The following is a 13249-nucleotide window of genomic DNA, read 5'->3' on the forward strand; positions in this document are numbered from 1 at the left end:
TCCCTTACGATAACCAACTGTCCCTACCGAAGCAACGTTCCAATACGAAACCTAGTCTTTGCGTTTCACGAAGGTGCGCAGCATATTTTGCACAATATCTTCAGGTAGTTGCGTGTGACGCACGATAATCTCTGACATCCGTTCCAGATCAGTATCTGCGATGGCATCAAAGAGTGCTTCACGTTCTTGTTCGGGAAGATCTGCTGCGTCGAAGTGCACAGGACCTTCCGGGCCTTGACCTTCAAAGCGGAAATCTGCAACGTTTCCATGCGAACTTTGTCCCGCCATCGGTGAGGTCGAGATCATTCGTTCGAGGTCTTCAACCGGTAGTCCGGTGTGTCCATGAAGGATTTGCGCGGCGCCGGAGAAGTTCTCGTCCCGCAGCATCGAAAAGAGTTGATCGTATTCGTTCGGCGGCAACTGTTCACTGGAGAACTCGTGCGACTCTCCCTCAACTTCAAATGCCATTTTAAAATGCGTGGCATTCTGCTCCTGCTCCGAGCCGAACTGGTTACTCCACTCTTCGGGCACCACCCAAAGATCATCAGATTTTTCCAGGTCAACGTCCGGCGCTACAGCACCAGAAGTCGCTACGCCTGAGTCGTCGTCAGAATCGGCGATCTGCGCTTCGAGTTTGTCACGAAGCGCCTGAATCTCCGCTTCGTCTACCGGCAGTTCCTTGGCCGGAGCAGTCTGCGGGTAGGCGTCAAGGCTACGCACGGCAATCACGCAGTTTTTGACGGTGTCACCGGTGACGGCACGGTAGTTCTGGACCGCACCCATGACGTCGCCTTTAGCGAGGTTACGGTAAATCGCCTTGCGAGAGGTGTCATCCAACTTCGCATTTGCTTCCTGCGCGGCCTCGCGGTTGATGGCTTGTGAAATCTGTGCCGTATTTTTCTTCCGGACAGACTGAAGCCAGAAGTATCCGAGGGCAACAACAGCAATAGCAACAACGAACCAGATGACGATCTCCATATCTCCAGACTACTTTGTTTAACTGTGCGATTATCCTGCTATGCCCAGAGTGAAAGGCAAAACACCCGGTGCCCCAGCAATCCGTATTGCCCGACCGGCCATTGCCAAGGACCAGCGCGAGTCAGCCAAATCGTCAACGAGCATCACCGGTCCCGGTGCTGTAGCCAGCATTTGATCGATTTGTGCAGGGATTTCAAATGCATCGGCCACCGCGGCGATACGGAATGCAGAGTTGCCACCAGGACCACCCTGTGGTGGAGCCCCACGGTACTCAAGCTGACCCAAATAGCGCAGCTGACCAATCTGTGCCAGTCCCTGCGCCAGCGAAGTAATCAGCTGTGGGCGTTTGGTTGAAGGCATAGCCAACACTGCTACCGGTCGTTGCTCCCAGTTCCATTCGGCCAGCACCTTGGTGCAGGCTTCAAGCATCGCCGGGTCAACTGGATTATCCACCGGGTCACCGAATAGCTGGCGCAGTCTATTGCCCCAGCCCAAGTCGGTCAGTCGCGCCAACGCACGGCCGGTGGATAATTGCTCATCTACAGGGATTTTCCCCTTGAGCGAATGTCCCAGGCGTTGTAGCCCTGATGGATAGAGTTTGCGAGGTTCAATTTGGACACCAGCCCGAACCAGAGCTGCTTGAGCGTTGTCTTTTGACTCGTCTGGAATGTGGTCATCGAACCACGTTCCAGCACAATTGTCGCAACGTCCGCAGGGTGCCGACTTTGGGTCATCCAAAGCTTTCGTAAGAAATTCCATGCGACAACCACGAGTATTCTCATAATCGATCATCAATGTCTGTTCGTGCACCCGACTCTGTGCCACACGCTTGTAGCGTTCTGCATCGTAGGCCCAAGGCATGTCGGTGCGCATCCAACCTCCGGCTACACGTTCCACCGCCCCATCGACGGCCAAGACCTTCAACAGCAGCTCTAACGGCGACCTACGCAGATTAACTGCACTTTCAAGTGCTGGAACACTCATTGCGCCGTCGGTTTGCCCCAGTGCCTCCAGTACTTGATTCGCGCGTTGCTGATCAGGCATGGAACTGGTGGCGAAGTACTCCCAGATTTCGGAATCATCTTGTCCTGGCAGCAGCAGAACGTCGGCATCGATACTTCCACGACCCGCACGGCCTACCTGCTGATAGTAGGCCACTGGTGAACTGGGCGCTCCGACATGGATAACAAATCCCAGGTCTGGCTTATCAAATCCCATCCCTAACGCACTAGTGGCAATCAAGGCTTTCACTTCATTGGCTTTCAGCGCTTGTTCTAGCTTCTCGCGTTCTTCTAGGTCGGTACGTCCGGTATAGGCGGCGACCGGATGACCGGCATCGCGGAGCAACCGTGCGATATCTTCCGCCGCCGAGACGGTCAAAGTGTAAATAATGCCTGAACCATGGAAATCATTGATGTGGCTGAGCAACCAAGCCAATTGCATACGTGGCGAGGGCAAACGCAGTACGCCTAACCGTAATGAATCTCGGGCAAGCGTGCCGCGTAAGGTGAAGACTTCCTGCGTTCCGCCGGAGAGCTGCTCCGCAACGTCTTGCACCACGCGTGTGTTCGCAGTTGCGGTGGTAGCGAGCACCGGAAGTCCCTGCGGCAAGCGATTTATCAAATCGCGGATGCGTCGGTAGTCGGGACGGAAATCGTGACCCCAATCGGAGATGCAATGCGCTTCATCGATCACCAGAAGCCCCAGACGTTGCATCAGCATTGGCAGCTGGTGCTCACGGAAAGAGGGATTGTTCAGTCGCTCTGGAGAGACCAGTAACACGTCAATTTCATCGCGTTCCAGCTTTGAAAGAATTTCGCGCCATTCAAGCACGTTGGCAGAGTTAATGGCAGCTGCCCGCACCCCGGCACGTTCGGCCGCGGCCACCTGATCACGCATCAGAGCTAGCAACGGAGACACAATGAGGGTCGGTCCATAACCTTGCTGGCGGAGCAACAACGAAGAAATGAAATACACCGCGGACTTGCCCCAGCCGGTACGTTGCACCACCAGCGCCCGACGGCGTTCTTGAACCAGCGCGCTAATTGCCTCAAACTGGCCGTCGTGAAACTGCGCCTCTGGGTGCTGAACCAGGGCACGCAACTTCTGCAGCGCGAGATTCTTCAGATCATTGTGCTCGTTGGCTTCCATGCTCATAGTATTTCAGCATCCGCCGACGTTTGGCTTGCGTCACGGCACGCATTGGGGACAACTGCGGGCAAGTGTAAGCCATTTCCCATGTACTAACTGGCCATTCGCCACCATCTCGCAGCAGCAAACCGGTAGTCTGAATGCTGTGAGTGAAGAAATTGACCTGAACCAGAGTTTCAAGGCCTATGACGTGCGTGGCGTAGTTGGCGAAAGCATCAACGCCGAAGCAGTCGAGGCCATTGGCGCCGCTTTTGTCGACGTGTTGTCCCTGGCCGGGAAGGACGTCCTGGTTGGTGGCGATATGCGCCCCACCAGCACAACCTTTGCCCAGGCGTTCGCCCGCGGCGCCACCTACCGTGGCGCGAATGTGGTGATGCTAGGACTAATTTCCACAGACGAACTTTATTTTGCTTCTGGCAAGCACAATGCAGCCGGGGTGGTGTTTACCGCCAGCCACAACCCGGCCCAGTACAACGGCATTAAGATATCTAAAGCCGGCGCCCGTCCGGTCTCTTCGGACACCGGACTATTTGATATTCGCGATTTGGCTCAGCAGTACCTCGATGAGGGGTTGCCGGTCTCTGGCGACGGTGAGCAAGGGCGCATCAGCGAGCGCGACGTCTTGGCAGACTATGCAGCCTACCTGCGTGAATTAGTTGACTTATCTACGATTCGTCCGCTGAAGCTTGTAGTGGATGCGGGCAACGGCATGGGCGGGCTAACCACTCCTGCGGTGCTTGGCGATACTGTACTCCCCGGATTACCGCTGGATATTGTCCCGTTGTATTTTGAGCTTGATGGTACCTTCCCGAATCACCCGGCGAATCCGCTGGAACCAGAAAATCTCAAAGATTTGCAGGCCGCTGTGCTGGCTCATGGGGCAGATCTGGGTCTGGCATTTGATGGGGACGCGGATCGTTGCTTCGTCATCGATGAGCGTGGTTTACCGTTGTCGCCAAGTGCGATTACCGCGTTGGTTGCGGTGCGTGAAATCGCTCGGGTACAGGCCGAGGGCGAGGAACATCCGGTGATCATCCACAACTTGATCACCTCCAAAGCGGTGCCTGAATTTGTTGAGAAGTCTGGTGGCGTGGCGGTGATGACCCGTGTGGGCCACTCATTTATCAAGGCTGAAATGGCTGTCCAGGGCGCGGTGTTCGGTGGTGAGCACTCGGCACACTATTATTTCCGTGATTTTTACAATGCGGATACCGGCATGCTTGCCGCGATGCATGTACTGGCTGCGCTGGGCGGTCAGGATCTTCCGCTGTCGGAATTGGGCCGGGAATTTGAGCCGTATGCTGCTACCGGTGAGATTAACTCCGAGGTTGAAGATAAGGCCGGGGCAACTGCACGGGTAGTGGAGTATTTTGCTGACAAGCCGGTGGATGTCACGACCTTGGATGGCACCACCTTTACTGCCAAGGATGGTAGCTGGTGGATCAACTTGCGTCCGTCAAATACCGAACCTTTCCTACGCTTTAACGGCGAAGGCGCCACGGCACAGATTATCGAACCAATTCGCGATACGGTTTTAGCAATCGTGCGTGAAGCAAACATCACCAGCTAAGGGGTTAACACCGTGAATCTCGAAGATCTCGACGAGTCCGTTAAGGACGCATTGAACAAAGTTTTGGGCACCGCACTAGGTGTGGCCCGCGAACAGCTTGAGGAACAGGGTGTTTTCCTGCCTTTTGCCATCGCTCTGGAACCTCAGGAAGCCGATGGCGAGCCTGAACTGCGTTTAATCGCTGTTCCACCCACGGACAATCCCGAAGATCCGGATGCTGACATTGATACCGAGGCGATGGCTGCGGATCTAGTACAGGTCCTGAACGAGCAAGGAACCCACTTCGAAGCGATTGCTATCGCCTCGGATGTTTTGCTCGAAGCCGATGACCGCGACGCCATCCATGTGGTCGCTGAGCACAAGGTCGGTGCCGCGCTAGCGATCGTCCAGCCGTACTCGATGCCAGCCGAGCCTGGTGGCGATTGGACCTTCGAAGAGCCTTCAGCAGAGTCCGCCGAATCTATCTGGGCCAACGCACAGCAGTAGACTGGGTTTATGAAACTCAGTGCTTTCGCCGACGTGTGCCTACGAACCGTGATGGTTCTAGGCGCACCCGGCGTCGGCCAATTAACCAGTCGTGAGATTTCCGAACTGGTCGGCGTCCCCTATAACCATGTGGCCAAGGCAGTCGTAGAGTTACGTACTTTGGGACTCCTGGAGGTCACTCGCGGTCGCCATGGTGGTGCGCAAATCACCGAACGTGGTTTAGCCTATTCAGTCGGTGCACTCTTGCGCTCGCTGGACTGGCGCGAAGATGTGGTCGACTGCACATCCCATGACGCGGTAGGTAATTGTCCGCTCTCGGCAGGGTGCCGCTTACGGTCGGCATTGAAGAGCGCCAGAGAAGCTTTTTACGCTTCACTAGACCCTCTATCAGTTACAGATATTTGTGAGAACTCTCCAGCAATCATGCTGCTGCCCTTCCCCACCGTGCGTCATAACGCTTAATCAAAGCGTAAAATCCCGATAACTGGGCCTTCGATTTGCAATCTTCTTCTACGGGGCGTAGAACTTAACTCATAATCTTGCATTTCAAATACAAGATACATTCACCTTCCAAGGAGACAAGATGCTTTCAACCCAGTCCCGCCCAGTCATCGAAGCGACTCTGCCGATCATTGGCGCTCGCATCTCCAGCATCACCCCCAACTTCTATGACCGCCTCTTTGCCGCTCACCCACAGTTGCTCGACGGAATCTTCTCCCGCTCGAACCAGAAAAACGGAACCCAGCAGCAAGCTCTGGCCGGCTCCATCGCGGTGTTCGCCACCCACCTGATCAATTCCCCAGAAACTCTGCCGGAAACGATGTTGGCACGCATTGCCCACAAGCACACCTCACTAGGTGTCGTCGAAGAGCAGTACCCCATCGTGTACGAGCACCTCTTCGCCGCCATCGCCGAAGACTTAGGCGACGCGCTGACCCAAGAGATCGCAGATGCCTGGAGCGAGGTCTACTGGCTGATGGCTCACGCACTAATCAAGATCGAAAAGGGCCTCTACTCACAGCAGTCAAACGATGTCGTTTACAGCCAGTGGAAGCTCGCTGAGCGCACCGAAGAGGCCAATAACTCGGCCACCTTCAGCTTCGAGCCAGCCGACGATATTGTCGCCTCCACCGCCAAGGCAGGACAGTTCGTTTCGGTGCGCATGCCGATGACCGATGGTCTGCGCCAGGTACGCCAGTACACCCTCAGTGGGGATGTTGAGAACACCGCACGCCGCACCGTCACAGTGAAGCTTGATGTGGATGGCGAGTTCACTCCGGTCATGCACAATTCGCTGAAGGTTGGCGACATCGTTGAACTTTCAAACCCCTACGGTGACCTGACCATTGATGAGTCCGGCGCACCACTGGTGATCGCTACTGCAGGTATCGGTTGCACCCCAAGTGCCGCAGCGCTGAGCACCATGGCAGCACATGGCTCCACCCGCAAGGTCACCGTATTACACGCCGACCAGGAATACGCTGCCTGGCCACTACGTGAGCAAATGATCGATTCGCTGAGCAAGCTGCCGCAGGCCAAGCTGAGCACCTGGTTCGAACGCGGCGAACTGCCAGACCACATCGAGGCCAAGTCCGGTTACATGGATCTCAGCGATAGCCTGACCGTCGACAGCCACGTCTACCTGTGTGGCCCACTGCCGTTCATGCACGCGGTACGCGGCCAGGCTCTAGCAGCCGGTGTCCCTGCCGAGCACATCCACTATGAGGTCTTCGGCCCAGATGTATGGCTAGCAGCCTAACCATAAACTAGCTAAGCGCGATGCAGATTCGAATTATGGGGGAATCTGCATCGCGCTTAGCTGCATTAATGGCTATTTACTTTTGTTTGGTTTCGGTAGTTCCGGCTTAGCTTGGGGATCCGCAGGTTGAGGATCCGCCTGACGCGGCCTAGCTTCAGCAGCGTCTGGTTCTGCCCCTGCTGGCTTCGCCGGCTTAGCTGGCTTCTCCGGTTTTGCCGCCTGCGGGTCTACCAAAATCTGATGAATGCTCGCATCGCTGATCCATCGCCGCACTACCGAATTGAACAGTAGCGGGTTTTCAATATTCCATTGGTGATGCATGCCCGGCACAACCCGAGTGACCGCCTGCGGAAGTCCATGGCGCAAAGCCTCGAAAGACTTCTGCACATGCTTAGGTTCCTTGCCACCGGCCAATGCCAGCACCGGCCCACGGTAGTTTGTCAGGTTGTCGGGAAGTCCGCCGGGATCCAGATCATCCATGATGGCACGTAAATTCTCTGACTTCAGCAGGACACCGTGTTCGGCGAACAACTCACGTTCGTCATCCACCATGCCATAGGCGCCTGCTTGGAAACGCCAGTACCATTCACTGCCAATCAGTTTCAGCGCCATCCGGTTCATTGCGCGTGCGGCTGCCGGCACGCCGGTGACCGGAGTACCTGTCAGCAGCAAGGATTCGACCAGTTCTGGATGTCGCGCAGCCACATGCAGGGCAATCACCCCGCCTAAGGAAATTCCTACCAGGTGCACCCCGCCTTCGGAGACCTCATCGGCGATAAGCGCTGCGACGTCATCGGCAGCCGAGTCTAATCCCTGCCAAGTCTCTTCGCTCCGCGCACCGAAAGCGGGAAGATGCAAGGTCAACACGTTGAAGTCGCCAAAGGCTAGAACTTGCGGATCCCAGCTCCAATTACCAACGTTTCCGCCATGCAGAAAAACCAGCGTTTGGGCGGGTTTATCTCTTCCGGAGGGACGACGTGCTGGATGTAGTTCGGGATAGTCGGTTGCGTCCCTGCTGAACTTCTTGGCGGTGGAACCGGTGTCTTTGCCTGATGTCATGGCAGATGCTCCATTACTGCGTCAAGCCATTCCAGCTCGGCGGCCTGCTGTCGAATTGCATGGTCCAGGGTGGAGGCCATGAGGAAGCTGCGGCGGTCCGCGGCTGCTCGCATGTCGATGCCTTCACGTTGGGAGAGATAGTCATCTAAAACTGCCTGCGTTTTGACTCTGCGTTCGGTCAGCAGCTGATCAATATCTTCGCGGGGTAGTTCGGCCGCGAAAAATACCTGTCCCATGAAGGGATCCCGCTCGGTGCCTTGAGCCGCACCGTCAGAGAGCCATCCAACCAGCGCCTGTCGACCGTCATCGGTGATGTGATGCTCTTGACGGTCAGGATAGTTTGATTGCGCCACAGTGGTCACCGTCGCGTAGCCCTTATCAACTAGCTGAGCCAACGTGCGGTAGATCTGCGCTTTGTCTGCGTTCCAGAAGTGATTAATGGAGGAGTCAAAATGTTTCTTGAGCTCATAACCAGTCATCGGTGCCAAACAGAGCAAGCCTAGGATCAATCGTGCCAAAACCATGAATTCATCTTTTCATATTTAGTTGATTTTGCACCCACTTACTTGGCCGTAGCCACGAACTGAACCCAGATTGTGACAATTTTCCGCCGTATTCTTGGCTAACTGACCTGCATACACTTCAATCAGAGAGTTCCGCCAACTCGAAAAGGACGCCACACGCCATGAATTCTCAGCCCGCACAACAGATTGCCACCCTCCCACCGGCAGGTGGGCGAGCAGCATTATTTGTACTGGTTGGTTCTCTCGGGGTGCAAAGCTCTTCGGCAATTTCGGCTTCCATGTTTGATTCTCTAGGCTCCCCCGCAGTCAGCTCGTTACGTCTGGTTTTAGCGGCTGCAGTCCTATGGCTTTTTTTGCGGCCAACCTTGCGCGGAAGGAACCGCGGAAATTGGTCCGCTATCATTTTTTACGGCGTCGTGATGGCCGCAATGAACCTGCTACTTTATAAGGCAATCGAATACCTACCGCTAGGGATTGCCGTGACGCTGGACTTTCTGGGTCCGGCGATAGTAGCTTTGGTGTTCTCTCGGCGCTTGCGTGAAGCCGCCTGGGCTTTGCTTGCCCTGGCCGGGGTGATTCTCATTGCCGGACCCGGGGGTCACTTTAATGCGGTGGGCTTTGCCTTTGGACTCGGTGCGGGTCTTTGCTTTGCGCTCTACACACTGCTGGCAGAAAAAGTAGGTAAAGCCGATGATTCCTCGGTCAGTTCTTTAGCATTGTCCGTGTCCATTGCCGCACTGGTTTCACTCCCTTTTGGTATCCCTAAGGTGGCGGAAGTTTCCGCACCTCAATGGGGCTTATTGGCACTGAGCGGCGTGATAGGTGTAGCAATCCCCTACCTGGTCGATACGCTGGCGGCCCGAATTTCCTCGGCTCGTGTGGTGGGCACCTTATTTGCCATCGATCCTGCCATGGGGACACTCATTGGGTGGCTATTCCTTGGCGAAGGGCTTGGTTGGTTGTCGTTGCTCGGCATTCTTTGCGTAGCGCTCGCCGGCGCCGGGGTGACCTGGTTTGCGGCGAAACCAGCGGGACCGTTACAAGAGGTACCCGCCGATAGTCAGTCGACTTCTCCTGAGAACTAAAACGCTGGTCAGACTCATAGACTAGTTTCATGCCTTCAGCACCAGAACGTTCGCGGCTCACTCCGCCACTCTTTGCGCTCCTGATCATTCTTGGCACCACGGGCCCGCTAGCCACGGATATGTATCTCCCGTCATTTCCAGAAATGACCGCTGAATTCTCCGCCTCTGCCTCCGCCATCCAGCTCACGCTGACATTCTTCTTAGTTGGCATGGGGATGGGCCAATTCTTATGGGGTGCACTCTCGGATCGTCTAGGTCGAGCTCGGCCCTTGCGATGGGGCACGATCTTATTTGTGCTTGCCTCGGTAGCAGCCGCGCTCGCTCCGACGCTGGAAACATTGAGTATTGCACGCGCGTTGCAGGGGTTCGGCGGAGCAGCCGGAGTGGTGATTTCCAAGGCGATCGTTGCCGATACGACCAAGGGGGTGCAGACCGCAAGAATTTTCAGCATCCTCATGACCATCGGAGCGGTGGCGCCAGCCGTGGCACCCCTTCTAGGGGCTAATTTGGGCGCATTGGGAGGATTCCGCCTGGTGTTGTGGGTGCTAGCCGCGGCAGCACTGCTGATGGTTGTCGGCGCACTGGTTGTCTATCGCGAAACACACGCTATCTCGGCGCGCTCCACCGGCAACTTTTTTGCACCATTAAAAGTAGCTCTGAGCCGCCGACGTTTTGTCGGTTATTTAGTCCAATTCGGTTTCGCATTTGGTGCCATGATGGCCTATGTTTCTGCATCACCGTTCCTTTATCAGACGGTGATGGGGTTGCGTGCTCAAGACTATGCGCTGTGTTTTGGCATCAACGCGGTGGGACTAATACTCTCCGGTCTGGTCTCCGCACGCTTGGTGGGCCGTGTTCCGCTGCGCCGGACCATTACGGTGGCTTTGAGCGTCATGCTCAGTTCCACGGTCCTGCTGTTGGTACTGGCGCTGTTCCAGGTGCGTAGCCTGCTTCTCGCTGCGGTAATTTTTGTGTTCGTCTCTGCCATTGGTTTCACCATGGGCAATACCACCGGGCTGGCGCTCAATGAGGTCCGCGAAGTTTCTGGCTCTGGCTCTGCTCTGCTAGGAGCCGCGCAGTTCCTCATTGGTGCTTTGGCCACGCCGTTAGTGGGTCTGTCCGGGGCCGATTCGGCGCTAGCCTTTGCACTGACCGCCTTGGTCAGCGCTTTGATCGCCTTTGGCGCACTGATGTACACCTCGGACCGGTTCCATCCCGGCAGCTCAGCATCTGCTTAGCGCTAAACGACAAAAAGATCCTTTGGGTACCGAAAGTGCGGTTCCCAAAGGATCTTTAGTGAGTCAGATTTAGGCGTTCAGGCGAGCCTTCAAACCATCAAGCTCTGCACGCAGCGAGGTTGGCAGCGCGTCACCGAACTTTGCGTACCATTCTTCGATACCCTCGACCTCGGTGGCCCATTCGTCCTTATTGACCGCTACTGCGGCTTCAACGTCTGCCGGGGTGAAGTTCTCCAGACCACTGATGTCCAGGGATTCACCGGTCGGCACGTTGCCAATGATGGTTTCCTTGGCATCTGCGGTGCCTTCGATACGCTCGATGGCCCACTTCAGTACGCGCGAGTTATCGCCGAACCCTGGCCACGCGAATCCGCCTTCAGCGTTACGGCGGAACCAGTTGACCAAGAAGATTTTTGGCATTTGCTCTGGGTTGAGCTTCGCCGAAATCTTATCCCAGTGGTTGAGGTAATCGCCAGCGTTGTAACCAATGAATGGCAGCATTGCCATTGGGTCTCGGCGGATCACACCGGTAGCACCGGAGGCGGCAGCGGTGGTCTCCGAGGACAAGGTTGAACCCATGAAGATACCGTTGGTCCAGCTGCGCGCCTCGGTGACCAATGGAATGGTGGTCTTACGACGTCCACCGAAGAGGATCGCATCGATCTTCACACCGTTAGGCGAGAAGTAATCTTCGGAGAGCATGTCGACCTGGTCGATTGGGGTGCAGAAGCGCGAGTTAGGGTGCGCTGCCGGACGGCCGGACTCAGGAGTCCAGTCATTGCCCAACCAGTCGGTGAGGTGTGCCGGAGTCTCATCGGTCATACCTTCCCACCACACGCCGCCTTCGTCGGTCAACGCAACGTTGGTGAAGATTGAGTTGCCCTTGGTGATCGCACGCATGGCGTTCGGGTTGGTGGACCAACCGGTTCCAGGTGCAACACCGAATAGGCCGTACTCCGGGTTCACACCGCGCAGCTCGCCGTCCTTGCCGATACGCATCCAGTTGATGTCATCGCCCAGAGTTTCGGTCTTCCAGCCTTCAATGGTTGGATCCAGCAGAGCCAGGTTGGTCTTGCCGCAAGCCGATGGGAAGGCCGCAGCAACATGGTAAGCCTTGTTCTGTGGGCTGATCAGCTTCAAAATGAGCATGTGCTCGGCAAGCCAGCCTTCGTCACGAGCCATCACAGAGGCGATGCGCAGCGAGTAGCACTTCTTACCCAGTAGTGCGTTGCCGCCGTAGCCCGAACCGTAGGACATGATGGCGCGCTCTTCAGGGAAGTGTACGATCCATTTGTCTTCGTTGCATGGCCAGGTAACATCTTCCTGTCCTGGCTCAAGCGGTGCACCGACCGAGTGCAATGCTGGAACGAAAAATGCTTCTTCGGCTTCCATCTTGCGCAGCACTTCGTTGCCGATCTTGGCCATGATGCGCATCGAAGCGACGACGTAAGCCGAGTCGCTGATTTCGACACCGTAGGCCGGCTCATCGGCGTTCAGTGGGCCCATGACGAATGGGATGACGTACATGGTGCGTCCGCGCATCGAACCGTCAAACAGTCCGTTGAGCATCGACTTCATCTTTTCTGGGTCTTCCCAGTTATTAGTGAAGCCTGCGTCTTCTTCCTTCTTCGAGCAGATGAAGGTGCGCTCTTCGACTCGGGCCACATCTTTGGGATCCGAGGCGCCAGCGTAAGAATTTGGGAAGTTCGGGTCGGTCAACTTGACCAGCGTGCCTGCCTCAACCAGTTCGGCGGTCAGACGGTCGTTCTCTTCAACGGACCCGTCTACCCAATAAACACGATCGGGCTTCGTCAGCGCGGCAACTTCTTCAACCCAGGCTGCCAACTTTGCGTGCGTGGTTGGTGCTGCGTTGATAACGTTCTGATCGGAGCTCGTGCTCATTATCCATTCCCTCCATTGGGCTGAATTTGTCAATAAATCAAGGCTAGGGGTTGAGAACCAATCAATTTGTGTGATCCAATCCTCAACAACGAGTAAATGTTAGAATCGGTAAGATAAATTTACCGAAATTTCGGGGGTTTTAGTATGAACAATACCCCCTGACTGTGACCAAGGACACGTATACCGGTACCCTTTTGAATTCTTCACATAACCTTCTGTTCACCTACCTTCGGTAGGTTCCGGTGTCGATTTGTCGGGATTGAAATTCCTCTGTATAGTTATTTGAGGTTCGTGAGAGCGAAACAAACTAACTAAATATGCGCCCATAGCTCAGCTGGATAGAGCGCCTGTCTACGGAACAGGAGGCCGGGGGTTCGAATCCCTCTGGGCGCACCAAAAAAATCAAAGGCTCCACTTCGGTGGAGCCTTTGCTCGTTAACTTTCTCACTCCAGGCCATACATTTGGCAGCCGGCGCCAATTCACTCATTGCTGGCTA

At 55.7% G+C, this 13249-nt stretch carries 11 protein-coding genes and 1 tRNA gene; 7 read left to right on the top strand and 5 right to left on the bottom strand.

The genetic code is table 11. From position 1 onward, the window contains the following. Positions 1-51 precede the first annotated feature (51 nt). Both VJ369_RS06150 and VJ369_RS06155 read right to left on the bottom strand, forming a co-directional pair. Positions 52-978, bottom strand: coding sequence for a hypothetical protein (locus VJ369_RS06150; RefSeq protein WP_324091217.1), 927 nt, complete (start codon positions 976-978; stop codon positions 52-54). A 30-nt stretch (positions 979-1008) separates the two neighbouring features. Beyond that, complete coding sequence (locus VJ369_RS06155; RefSeq protein ID WP_324091356.1) at positions 1009-3129, bottom strand: RecQ family ATP-dependent DNA helicase; 2121 nt, start codon at positions 3127-3129, stop codon at positions 1009-1011. Positions 3130-3274: 145 nt separating this feature from the next. Between VJ369_RS06155 and VJ369_RS06160 the strand changes: the two genes are divergently transcribed. The 4 genes from VJ369_RS06160 (at position 3275) to VJ369_RS06175 (ending at position 6944) form a co-directional block, all read left to right on the top strand. Beyond that, positions 3275-4699, top strand: coding sequence for a phosphomannomutase/phosphoglucomutase (locus VJ369_RS06160; RefSeq protein WP_324091218.1), 1425 nt, complete (start codon positions 3275-3277; stop codon positions 4697-4699). A 12-nt stretch (positions 4700-4711) separates the two neighbouring features. Further along, positions 4712-5185, top strand: a complete 474-nt coding sequence (locus VJ369_RS06165) for a hypothetical protein (protein ID WP_324091219.1) — start codon at positions 4712-4714, stop codon at positions 5183-5185. A 9-nt stretch (positions 5186-5194) separates the two neighbouring features. Beyond that, complete coding sequence (locus VJ369_RS06170) at positions 5195-5647, top strand: Rrf2 family transcriptional regulator (protein WP_324091220.1); 453 nt, start codon at positions 5195-5197, stop codon at positions 5645-5647. A gap of 121 nt (positions 5648-5768) precedes the next feature. Next, complete coding sequence (locus VJ369_RS06175; RefSeq protein WP_324091221.1) at positions 5769-6944, top strand: globin domain-containing protein; 1176 nt, start codon at positions 5769-5771, stop codon at positions 6942-6944. Between the two features lie 72 nt (positions 6945-7016). On the opposite strand, the gene VJ369_RS06180 is transcribed toward VJ369_RS06175, so the two are convergent. Next, a complete protein-coding gene (locus tag VJ369_RS06180; protein ID WP_324091222.1) occupies positions 7017-8003 on the bottom strand; it encodes an alpha/beta hydrolase in 987 nt (328 codons plus the stop codon). Next, positions 8000-8527, bottom strand: a complete 528-nt coding sequence (locus tag VJ369_RS06185; protein WP_324091223.1) for a PadR family transcriptional regulator — start codon at positions 8525-8527, stop codon at positions 8000-8002. The genes VJ369_RS06180 and VJ369_RS06185 overlap by 4 nt, the downstream gene beginning before the upstream one ends. A 161-nt stretch (positions 8528-8688) precedes the next feature. Here VJ369_RS06185 and VJ369_RS06190 point away from each other — a divergent pair, with 161 nt between their 5' ends. Beyond that, on the top strand, positions 8689-9612 hold the full coding sequence (locus VJ369_RS06190) for an EamA family transporter (protein WP_324091224.1): 924 nt from the start codon (positions 8689-8691) through the stop codon (positions 9610-9612). A 29-nt stretch (positions 9613-9641) separates the two neighbouring features. After that, entirely contained in the window at positions 9642-10850 is a 1209-nt protein-coding gene (locus tag VJ369_RS06195; RefSeq protein ID WP_324091225.1) for a multidrug effflux MFS transporter, read from the top strand. 69 nt (positions 10851-10919) lie between these two features. Here the strand turns inward: VJ369_RS06195 and VJ369_RS06200 are convergent, their stop codons facing one another. Beyond that, positions 10920-12752 carry a phosphoenolpyruvate carboxykinase (GTP) gene (locus VJ369_RS06200; protein ID WP_324091226.1) on the bottom strand — a complete coding sequence of 611 codons (1833 nt, stop codon included), beginning with the start codon at positions 12750-12752 and terminating at the stop codon, positions 10920-10922. A gap of 319 nt (positions 12753-13071) precedes the next feature. On the opposite strand from VJ369_RS06200, the gene VJ369_RS06205 reads away from it, so the two are divergent. Next, a tRNA-Arg gene (locus VJ369_RS06205) sits at positions 13072-13148 on the top strand. The last annotated feature ends 101 nt before the right edge of the window (positions 13149-13249 follow it).

The sequence above is a fragment of the Glutamicibacter sp. genome (assembly GCF_035257265.1).
GTDB lineage: Bacteria > Actinomycetota > Actinomycetes > Actinomycetales > Micrococcaceae > Glutamicibacter.

What these genes read in the sequence shown, in the direction of transcription:
- VJ369_RS06150 (WP_324091217.1), bottom strand. Translation starts at nt 978, where the DNA reads ATGGAGATCGTCATCTGGTTCGTTGTTGCTATTGCTGTTGTTGCCCTC.
- VJ369_RS06155 (WP_324091356.1), bottom strand. Translation starts at nt 3,129, where the DNA reads ATGGAAGCCAACGAGCACAATGATCTGAAGAATCTCGCGCTGCAGAAG.
- VJ369_RS06170 (WP_324091220.1), top strand. Translation starts at nt 5,195, where the DNA reads ATGAAACTCAGTGCTTTCGCCGACGTGTGCCTACGAACCGTGATGGTT.
- VJ369_RS06175 (WP_324091221.1), top strand. Translation starts at nt 5,769, where the DNA reads ATGCTTTCAACCCAGTCCCGCCCAGTCATCGAAGCGACTCTGCCGATC.
- VJ369_RS06180 (WP_324091222.1), bottom strand. Translation starts at nt 8,003, where the DNA reads ATGACATCAGGCAAAGACACCGGTTCCACCGCCAAGAAGTTCAGCAGG.
- VJ369_RS06185 (WP_324091223.1), bottom strand. Translation starts at nt 8,527, where the DNA reads ATGGTTTTGGCACGATTGATCCTAGGCTTGCTCTGTTTGGCACCGATG.
- VJ369_RS06190 (WP_324091224.1), top strand. Translation starts at nt 8,689, where the DNA reads ATGAATTCTCAGCCCGCACAACAGATTGCCACCCTCCCACCGGCAGGT.
- VJ369_RS06195 (WP_324091225.1), top strand. Translation starts at nt 9,642, where the DNA reads ATGCCTTCAGCACCAGAACGTTCGCGGCTCACTCCGCCACTCTTTGCG.
- VJ369_RS06200 (WP_324091226.1), bottom strand. Translation starts at nt 12,752, where the DNA reads ATGAGCACGAGCTCCGATCAGAACGTTATCAACGCAGCACCAACCACG.